Origin of the sequence: Novosphingobium sp. SL115, from assembly GCF_026672515.1 — a bacterium.
Lineage (GTDB): Bacteria > Pseudomonadota > Alphaproteobacteria > Sphingomonadales > Sphingomonadaceae > Novosphingobium.
This window is the reverse complement of record NZ_JAPPRG010000002.1, coordinates 1,877,805-1,896,730: the sequence shown is the minus strand read 5'-3', so window position 1 is coordinate 1,896,730 and position 18,926 is coordinate 1,877,805. Positions and strand designations below refer to the sequence as shown.

Below are 18,926 nucleotides of genomic sequence, written 5' to 3'. Positions count from 1 at the left end.
CTTACCACTCCCCCCGATAATCATGGTTGGCGTCAACCATCGCCGTCAGGTTGCTCAAGGCCCCCGCCGGTTCCACCGTGTGACGGCCCGGCAATTGCGTGCCAGTCTTGGGCTGCTTGCCCGCTGCCAGTTCGTCAAGGATGCGGTCCATGTCGGCGGCGGTCAGATCTTCGTAATTGTCATCGTTGATCTGGACCATCGGGGCGGATGCGCAGTTGCCCATGCATTCCACTTCGGTCAGCGTGAACAGGCCGTCCGCCGTGGTGTGGCCCTTCTTCAGGCCCTTGCCCTTGCAGGCAGCCAGAATGTCGTCCGACCCGCGCAGCATGCACGGCGTGGTGCCACAGACCTGCACGTGGAAGCGGCCAATCGGCGCGATGTTGTACATGGTGTAGAATGTCGCCACTTCGACCACGCGGATCACCGGCATGTCGAGGTACTTGGCCACATATTCCATCACCGGAATCGGCAGCCACCCTTGCGTATTCTCTTCTGCGCCAACCTGACGTTGCGCCAGATCGAGCAGCGGCATCACGGCAGAGCGCTGACGCCCCTCGGGATAGCGCCCGACGATGACCTTGGCCTGTTCGGCATTTGCAGCCGTCCATTCAAAGCCGCCCCAGCGCGCGCGCAGTTCGGGCGTATCGGCTTCAATATAACGATCAGCCATTGGTCCGCCCCCGCTTCAGCCAGATATCCTGCGCAAAATGAAACAGTTCAAACCCACCGATGGCCGTTACCAGCATCGACAGGGTTTCGGTCTGCTTCGCGCCCATCAACAGCGCTGCGAAATACCATGCGGCGAGCACAAGGCCCGTCAGCATGGCCCAGAGGCGCATGAGGTCAAACGTGGACTTCACCGGATAAACTCCACCCGAGAGCACTTGTCGCCCTCGAAAGAATAGACTGCGATCACATCGAACGGCTCGACCAGCGCCGAACCATCGGTTGCGGGGCCGCGCGTCACATGCTCGCGCATCAGCACATAGTTGCCGATGGCCTGCGCCTCGATGATTTCGGCATGGTTCTGCGGCCAGCGCGCAAACGCGGCGGAGAGGCCAGAGCGCGTGCCCTCCTTGCCCTCACGCACCACATCCCCGCGATAGTTCGCCTCGCAAGCGTCGTCGGTCATGTAGGAAACGTAAGTATCCACGTCCTGCGCGTTATAGGCGGCGATCATCGCCTTGGCGGTTTCAAGATTGCTCACCGGTCACACTCCCCGAACACGACGTCAATCGCGCCGATGATCGCGGTCACGTCGGGCAGCATGTGGCCGACGCTCATGAAGTCCATCGCCTGAAGGTGCGAGAACGCGGTCGGGCGGATCTTGCAGCGGTAGGGCTTGTTGCTTCCGTCCGACACCAGATAGACACCGAATTCGCCCTTGGGGCTTTCGGTCGCCACATAGACTTCGCCTGCCGGAACGTGGAAGCCTTCGGTGTAGAGCTTGAAGTGATGGATCAGCGCTTCCATCGACTGCTTCATCTCGGCGCGCTTGGGGGGCACCACCTTGCGGTCGGTGCTGGCCACCGGACCTTCAGGCATCTGCGCGATGCACTGCTGGATGATGCGAGCCGACTGGCGCACTTCTTCCACGCGGACCATGAAGCGGTCATAGCAATCGCCATTGGTGCCGACAGGAACAGCAAAGTCCATGCGATCATAAACGTCGTAGGGCTGGCTCTTGCGCAGATCCCACGCAATGCCCGAACCACGGATCATCGGGCCAGAAAAGCCCCAGCGCACAGCGTCTTCCATCGACACCACGCCGATGTCGACATTGCGCTGCTTGAAGATGCGGTTGTCGACCACCAGGCTCATCGCGTCGTTGAACAGCGGGTGCAGGCGCGTGTCGATCCATTCGGCGATGTCGGTCAACAGCTTGAGCGGCACGTCCTGATGCACGCCACCGGGACGGAACCAGGCCGAGTGCATACGCGCGCCCGAAGCACGTTCGAAGAAGTTGAGGCAGTCCTCGCGCACTTCGAACATCCACAGGTTCGGCGTCATCGCACCGACGTCCATCACATGCGACCCAAGGTTGAGCATGTGGTTGCAGATGCGTGTTAGTTCCGCAAACAGCACGCGCAGATACTGCGCCCGCAGCGGAACCTCGATGTTCAGCAGCTTTTCAACCGCCAGAACATAGGAATGCTCCATCGCCAGCGGCGAACAATAGTCCAACCGGTCGAAATAGGGCAGCGCCTGCAGATAGGTCTTGTGTTCGATCAGCTTTTCGGTGCCGCGGTGCAGCAGGCCGACGTGCGGATCGATACGTTCGATGATTTCGCCGTCCAGCTCCATAACCATGCGCAACACGCCGTGAGCGGCGGGATGCTGTGGCCCAAAGTTGATCGTGTAGTTGGTGATGACCTCGTCGCCGGTCGTCGGCGACTGTTCGAGGCTCAGGCTCATGCGCCGTCTCCCTCAGTCTTGGCAGGACGATCGTCGGTCGGCTTTGGCGCATCAGGTGCGTCCTTGGCCGCTTCGTCCGCTACCGAAGGCTTGGCCGCTTCGGCATTCGCCGCTGCGCCAGCGCCCGTATCGGCAGGCTTGTCCGTCGTCTTGGGCGTATCAACCTTGGGCGTGCCAGCATTGGCAGGCGCGGTTGCCACCGGAGCCGGAGCGGGCGGTGGGGTTACGGCCTTTTCATCGCCGGGCAGCACATAGTCAGCACCTTCCCACGGACTCATGAAATCGAACTGCCGCAGATCCTGTGCAAGCTGCACCGGTTCATAGACAACGCGCTTGTCCTCTTCGGAATAGCGCAGTTCGACATAGCCCGTCAGCGGGAAGTCCTTGCGGAACGGATGGCCCTGGAAGCCATAGTCCGTCAGAATGCGGCGCAGATCGGGGTTGCCTGCAAACAGCACGCCATACATGTCGTAAACTTCACGCTCGTACCAACCGGCGTTCGGCCAGAGCGTCGTGACCGTCGGCACCGGCTTCGCCTCGTCGGTCGAAACCTTGACGACAATGCGATGGTTCTTGGTCAGCGACAGCAGGCAGTAGCAAACCTCGAAACGGTCTGCGCGCTGCGGATAATCGACACCTGCGATATCCATCAACTGCTGGTATTCGTGATCGTCACGCAAAGAACGCAGCGCATCCTCGGCGCGTTCACGCACAACCGTCAGCAGGATTTCGCCGTGTTCTTCGGCAGCCGAAACAACCATATCGCCCAAAGCGGCGACCAGCGCATCCTTCACGCCTTCGTTCGACGTCCAGCGCGGAGCGGAATGGAGAACCGTCATCAGCCCTGCTCCCTCAACGCTCGATCGTGCCAGCGCGGCGGATCTTCCGCTGCAACTGCATTACGCCATACAGCAGCGCTTCGGCGGTCGGCGGGCAACCGGGAACATAAATGTCCACAGGCACGATGCGATCGCAGCCACGCACAACCGAATAGCTGTAGTGATAATACCCTCCGCCATTGGCGCATGATCCCATTGAGATCACGTACTTAGGCTCGGACATCTGGTCATAGACCTTGCGCAGGGCAGGAGCCATCTTGTTGCACAGCGTGCCCGCCACGATCATCACGTCCGACTGGCGCGGAGAGGCGCGCGGCGCAGCCCCGAAGCGCTCCATATCGTAGCGCGGCATGTTGACGTGGATCATCTCGACCGCGCAGCAGGCAAGCCCGAAGGTCATCCACCACAGCGAACCGGTACGCGCCCACTGGAACAGGTCTTCCGTCGAAGTGACAAGAAAGCCCTTGTCGTTCACTTCGGCATTGAGGCTGTCAAAAAACGCCTGATCGGGAGCGACCATGGCTCCCTGATTGGCGGTGACGAGCGGAGAAGCGGTCATGTTGCTCATTCCCAGTCCAACGCCCCTTTCTTCCAGGCATAGATAAAGCCAATCACCAGTTCGCCCAGGAACACCATCATCGTGATCCACCCGGCCCAACCGGTTTCCTTCAGGCTGACAGCCCAAGGAAACAGAAATGCCGCTTCAAGATCGAAGATGATGAACAGGATCGCGACCAGATAGAACCGGACGTCGAACTGGCTGCGCGGATCTTCGAACGCGGGAAAGCCGCATTCATATTCGCTGAGCTTGTCGGCGTTTGGCTGATGCGCGCCCGTAAGACGGGCAATACCCATCGGCAGGAACACGAAGGCCGTGGAAAGCGCCAGTGCAATCCCCAGGAAGATCAGGATCGGCAGATATTGCGCGAGATAGGATGCTTGGTCGACCAAAGGGGCTGACTCGCCTTAGCTGCAGGTTCGCCAGCGCCCTAGTCCCGACATCGCTTCGGCGCAAGTGGTGTGCATTGCGGAATGCGCGGATTCCACCAGCCTTTTGTCACCCTTGTGGGCATATTGTGTCTGCACATTGCCCCACTGGCGCGGGAACCCGGCACTGTATGCCTTGCTTACTTTAATTGCATCTTCAACGTGCGTGCCGTGGCCGCCCCGTAAGGTGGCTTCAATCCTGCCAGCTTCGCCACGTCCAGCCGGGGCTGGCGATAGACCGCGCGGCCATGACTGAAGCTGCGGAAGCCCTCGATACCGTGATAGCTGCCCATGCCCGATGGCCCGATTCCGCCAAACGGCAAATCATCTGCCGAGACATGAAAAATAACATCGTTAACCGTCACGCCGCCCGAAATCGTCCGGTTCAGCACCGTCTCGCGCTCGCCCGTATCCTCGCCGAAGTAATACAGCCCCAACGGGCGATCATGCGCATTGATATAATCGATGGCTTCATCGATGCCGCGATAGGTCTTAACCGGCAGCACAGGCCCGAAAATCTCGTCCTGCATCACCTTCATATCGTCATTCACATTGCGCAGGATGGTCAGCGGCAGCTTGTTGCCGTTCGATCCTTCAAAGTTCTCGCCACCGGGATTGACCACCATCGCCTGTGCGCCCTTGGCCACGGCATCATCCACCAGCCCCACCAGCCGGTCGCGATGACGGCGGTTGATGACGGATGTATAATCATCGTTCGCCAATAGCGTGGGGTACATCTGCGCAACGCTCCGGCTCACCGCGTTGATCGCCTGTTCTTCCAGATCTTCGGGCACCAGCATGTAATCGGGTGCAAGGCAGATCTGCCCCGCATTCATCATCTTCCCCAGCGCGATCCGCTCGGCCGCCTTGACCACATCGGCGCTGCGCCCCAGAATCGTAGGGGACTTGCCGCCCAGCTCCAGCGTCACCGGCACCAGATTGTCCGCCGCCGCGTGCAGCACATGTTTGCCAATGGACGTCGCCCCGGTGAACAGCAGATGATCGAACGGCAGCGAACAGAAGTCCTGCCCTGCCTGCGGCCCGCCCAGCACCACCGCCACTTCATCATCGCTGAAAAACCTGCCGAACAACTCCGCCATCAATGCGGACGTCGCCTCGGTAAATTCGCTGGGCTTCAACAGCGCTCTGTTCCCGGCAGCAAAAGCCTGCGCCAGCGGGGCAAGCGTCAATCCCACCGGAAAATTCCACGGCGCGACGATACCGATCACGCCCTTCGGTTCATACCGTACTTCGGCCTTGGCCCCCAGCAGACCCAGCGGAAAGGCGACATGCCGCTTTTCCGGTTTTGACCACGCCTTCATCCGCTTTTGCGAATAGCGGACCATGCTCAACGCAGGCATCACATCGGTCAGCATCGATTGTTCGTGGCTGCGGTGGCCAAAGTCCGCGCTCATCGCCCGCGCCAGATCTTCGCCATGGTCGAGCAGCAGCCGGGCGCAGCGTTCCAGTCGATCATGCCGGACAGACAGCGGTTCAGGCCGGGCGGATGTAAATGCGGCGCGCTGCCGCTCCAGCAAGGCCAGCATCGCCTCGCGCTTCATATCCTGCATATCGCCCTCTCCCCGCCGAATCAGCTATCCCAGCCCTTGCAGCAGGAACAGCGGCCATGCCGTAGCGGCAAGGCAGGTTCCCAGCGGCAGCGCCGTATCTGCTGCAACCTTACGCTTGCTGACATGCATGACAATAGCCACGACAATTCCGACGATACTTGCCCCCAGCATCGTTTCGATCACGCCCAGCGGCCCCAGCCACAGGCCAATCGCGCCCAGCAGCGGCGGATCGCCCGCCCCCATCCCTTCACGCCCGCGCGCTTTCAGGTAGAACCGCGCAATCAGCCACAACATGCCAAAGCCCAGCGCGCCGCCTGTTACGGAAATCAGAAGTGGATCGGTGCTGCCCCCACGCCACGCCGCCGCCGCCGCAACCGCAGCACCGCTTACCGCCAGCCAGATCACCAGCGCACGCGGCAGCCACAGGTGACGCAGGTCCAGCAGGGCCAGCAGCAGCAGTTGCCAGCCCAGCACCATGGTCGCCGGCACCAGCCCGTCGCGCGCTGTCAGCACCGCCCCAATGCCTACCAGCGCCCCACCCAGTTCGCACCCCAGTTGCCATGCGCCAATGGCCCCGCCGCAAGTCCGGCATCTGCCGCGTTGAACCAGCCATGACAGCACCGGCACCAGTTCGGTTACCGTCAACGCTTTTCCACAGCCATCGCAGGCCGATCGCCCGGTGACGATCGATCGCCCCTCCGGTAAACGCCCCAGCGCCGCTCCCAAAAAGCTGCCGATCACCGCGCCCAGCACCGCCGCGCCTGCAACCAGCCATCCCAGTGGAACGAGAATCAGGCCATGCTCAACCATTTAGCGCGCATCCCCTGCCACCCAATCGCAGCATTTGATTTCGCTGCACTGCAACACTAATAAGTGACAGGTAGCCGGTGCAGCTAGCACGTATTCAGAAAAGGCAGTCAAGCCATGGCACAGTTCTCTTCCGCCGATCCCGTCGTGATCCTGTCCTATGCCCGCACCCCCATGGGCGCAATGCAGGGGTCGCTGGCTGATGTCGCCGCGACGGACCTCGGCGCAACCGCAGTCAAGGCCGCGGTCGAGCGTGCGGGCGTTTCACCCGCCAGTGTTGAACGCATCTACATGGGCTGCGTGCTGCCCGCAGGGCTTGGCCAAGCCCCTGCCCGACAGGCGGCCATCAAGGCTGGCCTGCCCAAGTCGGTTCAGGCCACCACCGTCAACAAAGTCTGCGGTTCAGGCATGCAGACCATCATCATGGGCGCCGAAGCGCTGGCTTCGGGCAGCGTGGACGTGATCGTCGCAGGCGGCATGGAATCGATGACCAACGCCCCCTACCTGCTGAAAAAGCACCGTTCGGGCGCGCGCATCGGCCATGACACGGCCTATGACCACATGTTCCTCGATGGCCTTGAAGACGCCTACGAAGCGGGCCGTGCCATGGGCACCTTCGCACAGGACACCGCCAACGCTTACCAGCTCACCCGCGAACAGCAGGATGACTACGCCATCGAATCGCTGCGCCGCGCACAGGCTGCCGTGGCCGATGGCAGCTTCGCCGATGAAATCGCGCCGGTAACGGTCAAGACCCGCGCTGGCGAAGTCACCGTCGACACGGACGAAGCCCCCGGCAAGGGCCGCCCCGACAAGATCCCGTCGCTGAAGGCCGCTTTCGCCAAGGACGGCACCATCACCGCCGCCACCTCCTCGTCCATCTCGGACGGTGCCGCCGCTGTCGTGCTCACCCGCCAAAGCGTCGCCAGCGCGTCAGGCCTTTCGCCTGTGGCAACCGTTGTGGCCGTGGCCGCACACGCACAGGAACCCAAGGATTTCACCACCGCTCCGGTCGGCGCGATCAACAAGGTTCTTGAAAAGGCGGGCTGGTCCATCAGCGATGTCGATCTGTTCGAAGTGAACGAAGCCTTCGCCTGTGTCGCCATGTTCGCGATGCACGACCTTGGCATTCCCCACGCCAAGATCAACGTCAATGGCGGTGCCACCGCACTGGGTCACCCTATCGGCGCTTCGGGCACCCGCATTGTCACCACGCTGATCGCCGCACTCAAGGCCAAGGGCCTGAAGAAGGGCGTCGCCAGCCTGTGCATCGGCGGCGGTGAAGCCACGGCGCTTGCCATCGAACTGGTCTGAATTTGGCAAACCCCCGGCCCGCAAGGCTGGGGGTTACCGCCTCCATCAGGGCTGTCCTGCGCCCCACACGCTGTCGGCGCGGATAAAACCGGCGCGCCCGTCCACATCGAACGCACACCAGTTCGCTTCGCAATCGCCCAGCTTGCCAATCACGCCGGGGGCCACGCGCCACAGCAAGCGGCCACCGCCGTCCTTGCCTTCTTTCAGTGCCGTTTCGCCGCCCTTCACAATCGCGGCGCGCTGCCGCGTCAGGAACTGCGCCAAAATCCACCCGCGCGCGCCTTCCGGGTCTTCGACCAGACGCCAGCCGCCCATCATGCGCAGCACTTTCAGCGGCACACCCTTGCGCACATAGGTCCAGTTGATGCGATATTCTCGCCCCGGCCCCACGCGCATGTTCGCCTTGTCCTTGGATGTCGACACCCAATAGGGCACGCCCGCGTCGTCACTGGTCTGTGCAGAAACAGGGCCAACATGGCCGAGCGCAACCGCTGCCACTGCAGCAATGCTGATCGCAAATCGTCTGGCAACACCGATGGTCATGGCCCATCCCGTCGCAAAAATGCCGTCACAGGGCAACACCCTGCAATATGCTGTCCACCATCATCACCCTGCCTGCTGCTTGACCGGCCCCTGCCCCTGCGCCAAGCTTTGGCCATCATGTCCACCAGCGCCGATTATCGCCCGACCCGCCGCATCGAAGGCAAACCGCGTGTGTTTGTCACCCGCAGCCTCCTGCCCGAAACGCAGGACCGCATGGCACAGCTTTTCGACGTCACGCTGAACGCTGACGATCATCCCCTGTCCCGCGCAGAGCTGATCGCCGCGATGCAGGCCGCCCATGTCATCGTCCCCACGGTAACCGACCGGATCGATGCGGATATGATCGCACAGGCCGGGCCGCAGCTTGGCCTGATCGCCAATTTCGGCGCAGGCACCGAACATGTCGATCTTTCCGCGGCCCGCGCACGCAAGATCATCGTCACCAACACGCCGGGCGTGTTCACCGACGATACCGCGGACATGACCATCGCACTCATCATCTCGGTCACGCGCCGCCTCAACCACGGCGGGCGCATGTTGCGCGCGGGCAAATGGGAAGGCTGGGCACCGTCCACCATGCTTGGCCATCGCCTTGCTGGAAAGACGCTGGGCATCGTCGGCATGGGCCGCATCGGTCAGGCCGTCGCCCACCGTGCCCGCGCCTTTGGCCTGAATGTCGCCTACAACAGCCGCCACCGCCTGCCCGAAGCGCTTGAAACGATGTTCGGCGCCCGGTTCGAGGCCGATCTGGATCGTCTGGTGGCCGATGCCGACATCCTCACCCTGCACTGTCCCGCCACGCCCGAAACGCACCACCTGATCGACGCTCGCCGCATCGCGCTGATGAAGCCCGAAGCCTATCTGGTAAACACGGCGCGCGGCCAGTTGGTCGAAGAAGAAGCGCTGATCGCCGCGCTGGTCGAAGGCCGCATCGGCGGGGCCGGGCTTGATGTGTTCGAACACGAACCCCAGGTCGATGCCCGCCTGCTGGCCCACCACAACGTCGCCATCCTGCCCCACATGGGCAGCGCCACGTTCGAAGGCCGCATCGCATCGGGTGACAAGGTCATCGCCAACATCCGCTTCTGGGCAGATGGCCACCGCCCACCCGATCAGGTGCTGGAAGGCCTCGTTTAAGCTCCATCATCTGGAATCCCCCTTTCGCACAACAATCGTTCGCAACCGTGCTTGTGCGCGCCCTTGATCTTGCTCTAGAGCCTCGTGCGGAGAGGATCTGGCAACGCTGCCCTGCGTAGCGGTTGCGAGGGGGAGACTTTGCGAATGCGAAACAAGCTGGCGACTTTGATCGCCCTCGGCGCGGCGTTTCTGCCCGTGCTGGCCCACGCACAGGCTGATGCGATCAGCGCTGAAGACGTGGCCGATACCGGCGATACTGCATGGATTCTGGTGTCATCTGCCTTCGTGCTGATGATGGCCATGCCCGGCCTTACCCTGTTCTACGGCGGCCTTGTGCGCGCCAAGGGCTTTCTGGCCGTTCTGGTTCAGGTCGGTGCGATTGCCGCTGTCGCCTCGGTGCTGTGGATCATGGTCGGCTATACTCTGGCCTTTGGCGATGTCACCGGCGGCTGGCTGGGCAGCGGCAATGCGTGGATGCTGCTCGATCTCGGCAATGTCCGCGCCAATACCGCCATTCCCGAAAGCGCGTTTGCCCTGTTCCAGATGTGCTTTGCACTCATCACCCCGGCGCTCATGGTCGGCGCATGGGTGGATCGCGCGCGGTTCGGCTGGGTCGTTGCATTCAGCGCACTGTGGGGCCTGCTGGTCTATGCTCCTTCCGCCCACTGGGTTTGGGGCGGCGGCTGGCTCGCCACCAAGTTCGGCACGCTCGATTTTGCCGGCGGCATTGTCGTTCACACAACGGCGGGCGTTTCGGCGCTGGTCGTCGCAATGCTGTTGGGCAAACGCATGGGCTTTCCCAAAACCCTCATGCTGCCGCACAGCCCCTCGCTGACCATGGCGGGCGCAGCGCTGCTTTGGGTCGGCTGGTTCGGCTTCAACGGCGGCTCGGCCCTTGCCGCCAACGATGATGCCGCTTCGGCCATCATCAACACCCACGTTGCCGCCTGCGTCGCCGCGCTGGTGTGGCTGGTGATCGAAAAGTTCTCGGTCGGCAAACCCACCTCGGTCGGCTTTGCCACCGGCGCCATCGCGGGCCTCGCCACGGTCACCCCTGCGGCCGGTTTCATCGCGCCGGGCGCCGCCATGCTGTTCGGCGTTGCCGCAGCCGTGGTGTGCTATCCCATGATCCAACTGGTCAAACAGCGCCTCCAGATCGACGATTCTCTCGACGTTTTCGCCGTCCACGGCGTCGGCGGCATGATCGGGTCGATCCTGCTCGCCGTGTTCATCTCTGAATCGTTCGGTGGCACCGGCTATGCCGAAGGCATGGATCTCACCCGCCAACTCGTCGCCCAAATCGCGGGCGTCGGCATCGTCGCGCTATGGAGCGCCTTCGCCACCGTCGTCTGCGCGCTGATGGTCTCGATGGTCATCCCGATGCGCGTGACCGAGGACGAAGAACGCGAAGGCCTCGACATCACCAGCCACGGCGAACGCGCGTGGGAAATGGACTGATTATGGCACCGGGAGGGGTTTCTGCCCCTCCCGGCGTTGGAGCGACGGCATTTGCCGATTTTTCGTCAAAATCTGCCGTTCTGGTTACGACGCCATTGCGGTCATCAGAAACAGGGCTGCTTATCCGCCCGCGTATAGATGACTGTTTTACCGTCGTCCGTAACTAACTGGAAACGTCCGCTGAAGTCTGCGGGCTTTCGCATATCCTGCGGGTCATCGGATCGGTTGGGCAGGAGAGGCCAAAAATATCCTATTCCGCGCTCGTCTCGAACGAACACATAGCGACCCGCGCCCTTAGCCCGTAGGCTCATCGCTGGAGCTACCGTCAGCCTATACCCCACTTTCGCGGGTTCAGCGACATAAGTGAAGGTGCGGTCTTGGGGCTCGTCAATGCGGATCGAACCGCGCCTCACCTCTAGTGAGGGCGCTCCGAGGGCGATGTAACAACCCAGAACTGCATCTGCTGATATTGGGGTCGGACGAAGGAAAATCGCGCCGAGGGCGACAAGGGTAACTATCGGAACGAAGATGATGCTCCATCCCAGTAACCTATCCTTCGGGCTCATCCCGTCGAAAAATCTTGTTGAGTTCGCGGTCATCTCACTTCTCGTCTAGCAGTTTTTCGCTGGACGCCCATCAGAACTTAAATGACCGCCTTCCACCCAACTCCCGCCATTTAGTCAGCTTTCCCGACGCTGCAGAAGCCGACATTCATCTGGCCAGCAAAATACCCTCAAATCCTAAAACCCACTATCGTCGCCCCGTGCTTGACACGGGGCTTGGCTACCTTGCGACGTCGCCTTCCCGCGCTTCCACCGTCGGATACCACTGCTCCCAAAGGTCCAGCCAATCGGGATTGTCTGCTTCGATCAGCGCGAATTTCCATTCCCGGCGCCATTTCTTGACCAGCTTCTCGCGTGCAATGGCGGGTTCGATTTCCGCCTGCCGTTCGGCATAGACCAGCCTTGTCTTGCCAAAGTCCGCAACGTGGATCGAACCGTCACCTTCGCGATGCTGCCACACGCGCCGGGTGAGATCGGAAGTGACGCCAATATACATCCCGCCACGATAGCGGTTTGCCATGATGTAAACCCAGCCGCCCTTTTCCATTTGGCTGTTGTGTCAAACGTGGGGCGGAAAGGGAAGCCAAGCCCCGTGTCAAGCACGGGGCGACAGGTGGTGTATTGAAGGAGTAGTCCGCAATCCAACAAAAATGGCGGCCCCGGCCCCCCGGAACCGCCCCTCGCAACCCTCAAAAACCCACTCAATCCCCAGTCAAAATCCGGTCCACCAACTGCTTCACCGTCGGCGTGAAGTTGTTGGAATAGAACGGGTCCTGCTTGAACCGATAGGCCGCGTGTCCTGCGAACATCAGGTTCTTGTCCAGTTCCCCGCCATGCGCGATGTCCTGCAGCGTCTTCTGGATGCAGAAGCTGCGCGGGTCGGCCAGGCGCCCGGTGGTGTAATCGTCGTGGTCCTTCCATGACGAGAACCCGCAATGCGACAGGCAGCCCATGCAATCCTTCTGATCCTTCTGGATTTCGTCCCGCTCTTCCGGCGTGACGAACACCATCGTATCATCGGGCGTACGCAGCGCATGAACATAGCCCGCGCCATGCCATTCACGCGCATGGGCCAGATCGTTCGGCGTAACCCAGAAGTTCTTGCCGCGAACGCCCACGTCAAGCTGCGCGGTATGGTCGCCCGCCTCAACCCGCGAATAGGGGATCTGGCGTTCCGAGCGCGCTTCCAGCGATCGCAGGAACGGGTTGCGCACGGCCGATGAATAGAAACCCGTGGGCGAAAAGCGGTGCAGCAGCACATCGCCCGGCTCCAGCGTGCGCAGATGGTCTTTCCACCCCTGCGGAATCGGGCTTTCTTCGGTCAGCAGCGGGCGCGTGCCGAACTGGAAAGCAATCGAACCCAGTTCCGGGTTGTCGATCCAGTCATTCCATTCGCGCAGGAACCATACCCCGCCCGCCATCACGATCGGCACATCGTCCGAAACGCCTTCAGCGCGCATCACATCGCGCAGCGCCTTCACGCGCGGATAGGGATCTTCCGGCTTCTTCGGGTCTTCGGCGTTGGACAGGCCATTGTGCCCGCCCGCCAGCCACGGATCTTCATATACCACTGCGCCCAGCAGATGCGGAACCTTGTGATAGGCCCGCTTCCACAACGCCCGGAACGCACGGCCCGACGACACGATGGGCAGGTAATGCACATTGTATCGCTCGGCAATTTCCGACAGCTTGTAAGGCATGCCGGCGCCGCAGGTCACCCCGGCCACAAGCCCGCGGGTCCGGTCCAACACGGCTTCCAGAATGGGCTGCGCGCCGCCCATTTCCCACAGCACGTTGATATTGATCGCGCCTTTGCCGCCCGACACTTCATGGGCGCGCTTCACCTGCTCCACCGCGCCGTCGATAGCATAGCGGATCAGTTCTTCGTGGCGCTCCTTGCGCGTCAGGGCGTTATAAACCTGTGGAATGATCTTGCCATCGGCATCGTAACTGTCAGCATTGACCGCGCTGACCGTACCGATTCCGCCCGCGGCTGCCCATGCCCCGGAACTCATGTGGTTCGTTGCGGCCACGCCCTTGCCACCCTCAACCAGCGGCCAGACTTCACGGCCAGCATAGAGAATCGGCTTCAACCCCTTGAACGCAGACATCAATTTCCTTTCAACGCGCTTGTCGCGCTCGCACCCGTTGCGGCTTTCAGCCGGCAAGGCTTGATCTTCCCCGGTTCGGGCCGCGATGGCGCGGCCACGAACTGGGCATAGTATCCCGCTATTTCCGGCTTACGGTGAAATTCATCCAAGCGAAAGCCCACCGCCTCCAGTTCGCAGATCAGCAGCGCGGGCGGAATGCCGTGCTTTTCGGGCGAACGATCCACATCCACCACCACCACACGCCCACCGGGCTTCACCGCGGGCCAGATGCGCCACAGGAAAGCATAAGGCTCGGTCACTTCGTGGTACATGTGCACCAGGAACACCCGGTCGAAACTGCGCTCCGGCAGACGCGGATCATCCTCGGCCCCCGGCTTGATCGATACGTTTTCGAGCCGGTCCTTTTCCACGCGCGCGCCAAGACGGCGAAGTGCATCGCCATCGATATCTTGTGCCAGAACCCGGCCCTTGGCGCCCACGCGCTCAGCCAGACGGACGGTATAATACCCCTCCCCCGCGCCGATATCCGCCACGCTCATACCGGGCACAACCCCGGCAAGATCCATCACCGTGTTCGCTTCATTGCGATCATCGCGGTCGGATTCTGTCGAAAAGGCCGTGCTGCCCAGCGCCGACACCGGCCGGTCAGCACGCGGAAACAACCGCGCCGCTTCTTCAGGCGCAGGCTTGCAGGCAACCAGCAGCGCTGCCAGCGCACAAGGGACAAGGGCCGAAGCCCTCATCAATCGTCGTCCTCCACCGTCACCTTCTCGCCCGTCACCTTCTGCGAAAGCGCAGCGGCCATGAAGGGATCGAGCGCCCCGTCCAGCACATCGGTCGGATTGGTGGAAACCACCCCGGTGCGCAGGTCTTTCACCTGCTGATAGGGCTGGAGAACATAGGAACGGATCTGATGGCCCCAGCCGATTTCGGTCTTAGCCGCATATTCGCCGCTTGCCGCCGCTTCGCGCTTGGCCAGTTCAGCCTCGTAAATGCGCGCCTTCAGCATGTTCATCGCAGTGGCGCGGTTCTTATGCTGGCTGCGGTCGTTCTGACTGGCCACGATGATCCCGGTGGGAACGTGCGTGATACGCACCGCCGAATCGGTGGTGTTAACGTGCTGTCCGCCCGCACCCGACGCGCGATAGGTATCGATCTTCAGGTCCGACGGGTTGATATCCACCTCGATGTTGTCATCGATTTCAGGATAGACCCAGACCGAACTGAACGACGTATGCCGACGTGCCGAACTGTCATAAGGGCTGATGCGGACCAGACGATGCACGCCGCTTTCGGTCTTGGCATAGCCATAGGCGTTCTCGCCTTTGATAAGCAGCGTGGCAGACTTGATCCCGGCAGCTTCGCCCGCATGATAATCAACCAGATCGACCTTGTAGCCGTGGCGCTCACCCCAGCGCGTATACATGCGCTGCAGCATTTCGGCCCAGTCCTGGCTTTCGGTGCCGCCTGCGCCTGCGTGAACTTCAAGATAGGCGTTGTTGGCATCGGCCTCGCCCGCCAGCAAGGCCTGCACCTTGTCGTTGTCCGCGCGGTCAGCCAGCGCGGCCAAACTGCCAAGGCCTTCCTTGATCGTGTCCTCGTCGCCCTCCATCTCGCCCAGCTCGACGAACTCGATGGCATCGGCCATTTCCTGACCGATTTCGTTGACGGTGCCGATCGACGCTTCCAGCCGGCGACGCTCCCGCATCACCTCTTCGGCCTTTTTCGGATCGTCCCACAGCTTCGGATCTTCGACGCGCGCGTTCAGCTCGTCCAGCCGACGCACCGCGCGGTCCCAGTCAAGGAACTTGCGGACCAGCGCCAGCGCGGCCTCGATACGATCGATATGGGCCTGCCCCTCGGCACGCATGACTATCCAACTCCGAAACAACAATTACACGAAACGAACTGCGCCGCTTAGCGAAGCGGGCAGGCATGTAAAGCCCAAGCGTGTGCCATGCAGTGCCGAAAGCGGGTTTGCCCTTAGCCCTTGCGCGCTTTCAGCTTGCGCACTGCGTCCAGCGTCATCTTCACATGGTCGCGATAATCCATGTCCGAATGGACCATAACGATGCGCCCGTCGCGCGCGATGACATAGCTGGTGCGCTTGGTCAGGCCGGTCGAAACGCCTTCGCGCTTCAGGTCGACGTCATAGGCCTTGATGACCGCAGGGCTGGCAGAAGCCACGGCAAACTTGTCGCGGCAGGCTTCGGTCGAAAACTTCTGCAAGGTGGCGATATCGTCGTTCGACATGCCGACCACGGTTGCGCCTGCCGCCTTGAAGTCCCCGCTCGCCTCGGCAAAGGCGTGGGCTTCCAGCGTGCAGCCCTGCGTAAACGCCTTGGGATAGAAATAGAGGACGACCGGCCCCTTCTTCAGCGCCGCCTTAAGCGAAAAGGCGAAAGGTTTGCCCGCAAGGGCACCCTTGGCCGCAAAATCAGGCGCGCGCGAGCCGCCCGGCAGTTCGGCCAGCGCCGGAGTGGAAAGGCAAAGGGCGAAGGCTGCACCAGCAGCAGCAAGAGAGCGCAAGGTCATCACCATACACTATCAGATCGCCTGCCCTCCAGCCAATGCCCTTTGAGCCATGCGAACGGCCAACCTGCCCGCCAATCGGACAGGTCAGTAAATCCCGCCCTGCTCTTCCAGAAAGTCCTGCTCGGTCGGCGCCTCATCTTCAGCCACATCAGGGATGCCGCGCGCGGCCCGTGCCCTGCGCAATGCATCGATCACCGCCTGCTTGGCACTCACTTCGCCTTCGCGCGCGGTGCGCTTGGGTTCAGTATCGGGTTTGAACGCTTCCCAGATGATCGACGCCTTGGCCACATCGTTGTCGGGCGTGCCGCCAAACACGCGCTTGCCCGAAATGCGGTCCACCTTGACCATGCGAACGCCTTCGGGAACGCGGAACGGAATATCCTTCCAGCGACCCTTGGTTTCCTGCACCAGTTGCTTGAAAACCGGAGCAGCAATACGTCCGCCCTGAGCATAGCCACCAAGGCTGCGCGGCTGGTCATACCCGATATAGACGCCCGCAATGATTTCGGGCGATCCGCCCACAAACCACACGTTGGTCGGGCCTGATGTGGTACCGGTTTTGCCGAACAGCGGCAGCCCCAGATCGCGCAGCACGACCGCCGTTCCGCGCACCACCACGCCTTCCAGCATGTGCACCACCTGATACGCCGTGCGCGGATCCATCACCTGCCTGCCAGTGGGCTTCAGCCGAGGCATGGGCTTGCCATCCCACTGCGCCATGCTGCAACCTTCACAGCGACGGCCATCGGCACGCCAGATCACCTTTCCGTTGCGGTCCTGCACATAATCGATCAGCGACGGTTCATGCTGGCGCCCCTGATTGGCCAGTGCGCCATAAGCGTTGACCATCTTGATGACCGTGGTGTCGCCTGCCCCCAGCGCCATCGAAAGGTAGGGCTGGTAATCGCCGATACCCACGGCCTTGATCGTGCGGACCACCTTGTCCATGCCCACGTCGTTGGCCACGCGCACCGTCATCAGGTTGCGCGATTGCTCAAGCCCCCAGCGCATCGTGTGACTGCCCGATCCGCCTTCGTTGCCAAAATTGCGGAAGCATTTTTCGCCCAGCGCCGCGCCCTGATAAACGCAGAACGTGCCGTCCACCACCATCGAGGCAGGCGTCATGCCATTGTCCAGCGCCGTGGCATAAACAAACGGCTTGATCGTGGAGCCCGGCTGGCGGTTGGCTTGCGTTGCGCGGTTGAACGATCCCAGTCGAGCGTCGAACCCGCCCTGCATAGCAAGTACACGCCCGCTTTGCGGATCTTGCACCACCATGCCGCCCGAAACTTCGGGCACGGTTCGCACCGCCCATGTGCTACCGTTGACCGGCGCAGCGGCAGTAATGTCGCCGGGTCGAATCTTGTCGGGTAGACCGATCAGACTGGCTTCTTCGCCGTCCGAAAAGCCTATGCGACCAGTGTTACCGCTGCGCGAAAGCAGCACGCCGGTCCGCCAGTTCTGGTAATTGATCGAAATATTGCTGGTGATGAGTTGGGTCTGCCAATTGCCGTCATCCAGGTCGATCCGTGCAATTGGCCCATGCCATGGCCGCCCCCCGCCATAGCGCAGCAGGGCTGCGCGCAGCGAATTTTGCGCTGCGGTCTGCAATTGGGTGTCCAGCGATGTGCGCACCCAAAGCCCGCCAGCATAGACGCTGTTCGGCCCGTTTTCAGCCTTTTCGCCAAACCGGCCAATCAACCGCCGCCGCACTTCTTCAAGAAAATAGCCAGCGTCTGCGGTGTAATTCTCGATCCGTCGCGGCTTCAGCCCCAGCGGCATGGCCTTGGCGGCTGATGCCTGCTGCGCTGTTGCCCAACCGTTGCGGACCATCTGGTCCAACACCCAGTTGCGCCGCTCGATTGCGGTCTGTTCGTACTTGGCACGACCATAGCGTTCGGGCGCCTTCGGCAGGATCGCCAGAAACGCCGCTTCATGCAACGCCAGGTCGCCCACATCCTTGTCGAAATAGGCGCGCGATGCAGCCTGCACGCCAAAGCTTTGCCGTCCCAGCGGAATTTCGTTGAGGTATAGTTCAAGAATTTGCTGCTTGGTCAGCACGCCTTCGATCCTGCGCGCAAGAATCATTTCCTTCAGCTTGCGCGTGACCGAATATTCATCACCAATCAGGATGTTCTTTGCTACCTGCTGGGTAATGGTCGAACCGCCCTTGGCGCGTTCGCCCGACCCGAATTTGGTGGCATAATCCACCACTGCGCCGGCAAAGCCCAGATAGTCGATGCCACCATGGGTCCAGAACGTTTTGTCCTCAGCCGCCAGATAGGCGTTGATGAGTGGTTCAGGAAAATCGACAAACCGCAACTGCACGCGGCGTTCGCGGGCATAGCTGGATACGATCTCGCCATCCATGCCACGCACCATTGTCGGCAAGGGTGGCTGATATGTCAGCAGCTTGTCCGCCGAAGGCAGCGTTCGCGCCACAGCCACCCACAGCACGAACCAGCCCACCAGCAGGGCAGCAGCAATATAATTGCCAATCCTGAACCGGCGGCTGTCGCGCCACTTGGCCCGATACCATTGCATCGCCCCCTGCCAGCGGGCCTTTGCCCCTGCGCGCAAGTGGGTAAACCGGGATTGCTCGTGCGTATCTTCGGCCATCGTGCAGGGCCTCTAGCACGCCCCTGC

General features: G+C 61.7%; 19 protein-coding genes. 3 read left to right on the top strand and 16 right to left on the bottom strand.

Annotated elements, in window-relative coordinates:
* Position 1 precedes the first annotated feature (1 nt).
* The 9 genes from OVA07_RS10670 to OVA07_RS10630 form a co-directional block, all read right to left on the bottom strand.
* Positions 2 to 670 (bottom strand): complex I 24 kDa subunit family protein, encoded by a 669-nt coding sequence (locus tag OVA07_RS10670; protein ID WP_268171406.1) that lies wholly within the window; start codon positions 668 to 670, stop codon positions 2 to 4.
* The gene (locus OVA07_RS10665) at positions 663 to 860 is read right to left on the bottom strand and encodes a hypothetical protein (protein WP_268171405.1); all 198 of its coding nucleotides are present in this window, start codon (positions 858 to 860) and stop codon (positions 663 to 665) included. The genes OVA07_RS10670 and OVA07_RS10665 overlap by 8 nt, the downstream gene beginning before the upstream one ends.
* Positions 857 to 1,207, bottom strand: coding sequence for a nuclear transport factor 2 family protein (locus tag OVA07_RS10660; protein ID WP_268171404.1), 351 nt, complete (start codon positions 1,205 to 1,207; stop codon positions 857 to 859). The genes OVA07_RS10665 and OVA07_RS10660 overlap by 4 nt, the downstream gene beginning before the upstream one ends.
* On the bottom strand, positions 1,204 to 2,415 hold the full coding sequence (locus OVA07_RS10655; protein WP_268171403.1) for an NADH-quinone oxidoreductase subunit D: 1,212 nt from the start codon (positions 2,413 to 2,415) through the stop codon (positions 1,204 to 1,206). The genes OVA07_RS10660 and OVA07_RS10655 overlap by 4 nt, the downstream gene beginning before the upstream one ends.
* Positions 2,412 to 3,254 carry an NADH-quinone oxidoreductase subunit C gene (locus OVA07_RS10650; protein ID WP_268171402.1) on the bottom strand — a complete coding sequence of 281 codons (843 nt, stop codon included), beginning with the start codon at positions 3,252 to 3,254 and terminating at the stop codon, positions 2,412 to 2,414. Before OVA07_RS10650 ends, OVA07_RS10655 begins: the two co-directional genes overlap by 4 nt.
* A gap of 13 nt (positions 3,255 to 3,267) precedes the next feature.
* Positions 3,268 to 3,813: a NuoB/complex I 20 kDa subunit family protein gene (locus tag OVA07_RS10645; RefSeq protein WP_326493120.1), complete on the bottom strand. Its 546-nt coding sequence runs from the start codon at positions 3,811 to 3,813 to the stop codon at positions 3,268 to 3,270.
* A 5-nt stretch (positions 3,814 to 3,818) separates the two neighbouring features.
* Positions 3,819 to 4,205 carry an NADH-quinone oxidoreductase subunit A gene (locus tag OVA07_RS10640; RefSeq protein WP_268171401.1) on the bottom strand — a complete coding sequence of 129 codons (387 nt, stop codon included), beginning with the start codon at positions 4,203 to 4,205 and terminating at the stop codon, positions 3,819 to 3,821.
* A 176-nt stretch (positions 4,206 to 4,381) separates the two neighbouring features.
* Positions 4,382 to 5,812, bottom strand: coding sequence for a coniferyl aldehyde dehydrogenase (locus OVA07_RS10635; protein ID WP_268171400.1), 1,431 nt, complete (start codon positions 5,810 to 5,812; stop codon positions 4,382 to 4,384).
* Between the two features lie 24 nt (positions 5,813 to 5,836).
* Complete coding sequence (locus OVA07_RS10630) at positions 5,837 to 6,622, bottom strand: prepilin peptidase (RefSeq protein ID WP_268171399.1); 786 nt, start codon at positions 6,620 to 6,622, stop codon at positions 5,837 to 5,839.
* 114 nt (positions 6,623 to 6,736) lie between these two features.
* On the opposite strand from OVA07_RS10630, the gene OVA07_RS10625 reads away from it, so the two are divergent.
* Positions 6,737 to 7,933 carry an acetyl-CoA C-acyltransferase gene (locus OVA07_RS10625; RefSeq protein ID WP_268171398.1) on the top strand — a complete coding sequence of 399 codons (1,197 nt, stop codon included), beginning with the start codon at positions 6,737 to 6,739 and terminating at the stop codon, positions 7,931 to 7,933.
* Positions 7,934 to 7,978: 45 nt separating this feature from the next.
* Here OVA07_RS10625 and OVA07_RS10620 read toward each other — a convergent pair whose 3' ends face one another.
* Positions 7,979 to 8,476 carry an SH3 domain-containing protein gene (locus tag OVA07_RS10620; protein ID WP_268171397.1) on the bottom strand — a complete coding sequence of 166 codons (498 nt, stop codon included), beginning with the start codon at positions 8,474 to 8,476 and terminating at the stop codon, positions 7,979 to 7,981.
* 117 nt (positions 8,477 to 8,593) lie between these two features.
* Between OVA07_RS10620 and OVA07_RS10615 the strand changes: the two genes are divergently transcribed.
* Together OVA07_RS10615 and OVA07_RS10610 are read left to right on the top strand one after the other, a co-directional pair.
* Positions 8,594 to 9,613: a 2-hydroxyacid dehydrogenase gene (locus OVA07_RS10615; protein WP_268171396.1), complete on the top strand. Its 1,020-nt coding sequence runs from the start codon at positions 8,594 to 8,596 to the stop codon at positions 9,611 to 9,613.
* Between the two features lie 144 nt (positions 9,614 to 9,757).
* Positions 9,758 to 11,071, top strand: a complete 1,314-nt coding sequence (locus OVA07_RS10610) for an ammonium transporter (RefSeq protein ID WP_268171395.1) — start codon at positions 9,758 to 9,760, stop codon at positions 11,069 to 11,071.
* Between the two features lie 783 nt (positions 11,072 to 11,854).
* On the opposite strand, the gene OVA07_RS10605 is transcribed toward OVA07_RS10610, so the two are convergent.
* The 6 genes from OVA07_RS10605 to OVA07_RS10580 form a co-directional block, all read right to left on the bottom strand.
* Positions 11,855 to 12,181: a GIY-YIG nuclease family protein gene (locus tag OVA07_RS10605; RefSeq protein ID WP_268171394.1), complete on the bottom strand. Its 327-nt coding sequence runs from the start codon at positions 12,179 to 12,181 to the stop codon at positions 11,855 to 11,857.
* 154 nt (positions 12,182 to 12,335) lie between these two features.
* Positions 12,336 to 13,745 (bottom strand): NAD(P)H-dependent flavin oxidoreductase, encoded by a 1,410-nt coding sequence (locus OVA07_RS10600; RefSeq protein WP_268171393.1) that lies wholly within the window; start codon positions 13,743 to 13,745, stop codon positions 12,336 to 12,338.
* A complete protein-coding gene (locus OVA07_RS10595; protein WP_268171392.1) occupies positions 13,745 to 14,488 on the bottom strand; it encodes a class I SAM-dependent methyltransferase in 744 nt (247 codons plus the stop codon). The genes OVA07_RS10600 and OVA07_RS10595 overlap by 1 nt, the downstream gene beginning before the upstream one ends.
* On the bottom strand, positions 14,488 to 15,615 hold the full coding sequence (gene prfB / locus OVA07_RS10590) for a peptide chain release factor 2 (RefSeq protein ID WP_268171391.1): 1,128 nt from the start codon (positions 15,613 to 15,615) through the stop codon (positions 14,488 to 14,490). Before prfB ends, OVA07_RS10595 begins: the two co-directional genes overlap by 1 nt.
* A gap of 113 nt (positions 15,616 to 15,728) precedes the next feature.
* Complete coding sequence (locus OVA07_RS10585; protein WP_268171390.1) at positions 15,729 to 16,280, bottom strand: peroxiredoxin; 552 nt, start codon at positions 16,278 to 16,280, stop codon at positions 15,729 to 15,731.
* Positions 16,281 to 16,364: 84 nt separating this feature from the next.
* Complete coding sequence (locus OVA07_RS10580) at positions 16,365 to 18,899, bottom strand: penicillin-binding protein 1A (protein ID WP_268171389.1); 2,535 nt, start codon at positions 18,897 to 18,899, stop codon at positions 16,365 to 16,367.
* Between the last annotated feature and the right edge of the window lie 27 nt (positions 18,900 to 18,926).

Excerpts from the sequence above, each read along its gene's own strand:
- OVA07_RS10670 (WP_268171406.1), bottom strand. The coding sequence starts at position 670 with ATGGCTGATCGTTATATTGAAGCCGATACGCCCGAACTGCGCGCGCGC.
- OVA07_RS10655 (WP_268171403.1), bottom strand. The coding sequence starts at position 2,415 with ATGAGCCTGAGCCTCGAACAGTCGCCGACGACCGGCGACGAGGTCATC.
- OVA07_RS10650 (WP_268171402.1), bottom strand. The coding sequence starts at position 3,254 with ATGACGGTTCTCCATTCCGCTCCGCGCTGGACGTCGAACGAAGGCGTG.
- OVA07_RS10645 (WP_326493120.1), bottom strand. The coding sequence starts at position 3,813 with ATGACCGCTTCTCCGCTCGTCACCGCCAATCAGGGAGCCATGGTCGCT.
- OVA07_RS10635 (WP_268171400.1), bottom strand. The coding sequence starts at position 5,812 with ATGCAGGATATGAAGCGCGAGGCGATGCTGGCCTTGCTGGAGCGGCAG.
- OVA07_RS10630 (WP_268171399.1), bottom strand. The coding sequence starts at position 6,622 with ATGGTTGAGCATGGCCTGATTCTCGTTCCACTGGGATGGCTGGTTGCA.
- OVA07_RS10625 (WP_268171398.1), top strand. The coding sequence starts at position 6,737 with ATGGCACAGTTCTCTTCCGCCGATCCCGTCGTGATCCTGTCCTATGCC.
- OVA07_RS10620 (WP_268171397.1), bottom strand. The coding sequence starts at position 8,476 with ATGACCATCGGTGTTGCCAGACGATTTGCGATCAGCATTGCTGCAGTG.
- OVA07_RS10615 (WP_268171396.1), top strand. The coding sequence starts at position 8,594 with ATGTCCACCAGCGCCGATTATCGCCCGACCCGCCGCATCGAAGGCAAA.
- OVA07_RS10610 (WP_268171395.1), top strand. The coding sequence starts at position 9,758 with ATGCGAAACAAGCTGGCGACTTTGATCGCCCTCGGCGCGGCGTTTCTG.
- OVA07_RS10605 (WP_268171394.1), bottom strand. The coding sequence starts at position 12,181 with ATGGAAAAGGGCGGCTGGGTTTACATCATGGCAAACCGCTATCGTGGC.
- OVA07_RS10600 (WP_268171393.1), bottom strand. The coding sequence starts at position 13,745 with ATGTCTGCGTTCAAGGGGTTGAAGCCGATTCTCTATGCTGGCCGTGAA.
- OVA07_RS10595 (WP_268171392.1), bottom strand. The coding sequence starts at position 14,488 with ATGAGGGCTTCGGCCCTTGTCCCTTGTGCGCTGGCAGCGCTGCTGGTT.
- prfB (WP_268171391.1), bottom strand. The coding sequence starts at position 15,615 with ATGCGTGCCGAGGGGCAGGCCCATATCGATCGTATCGAGGCCGCGCTG.
- OVA07_RS10585 (WP_268171390.1), bottom strand. The coding sequence starts at position 16,280 with ATGACCTTGCGCTCTCTTGCTGCTGCTGGTGCAGCCTTCGCCCTTTGC.
- OVA07_RS10580 (WP_268171389.1), bottom strand. The coding sequence starts at position 18,899 with ATGGCCGAAGATACGCACGAGCAATCCCGGTTTACCCACTTGCGCGCA.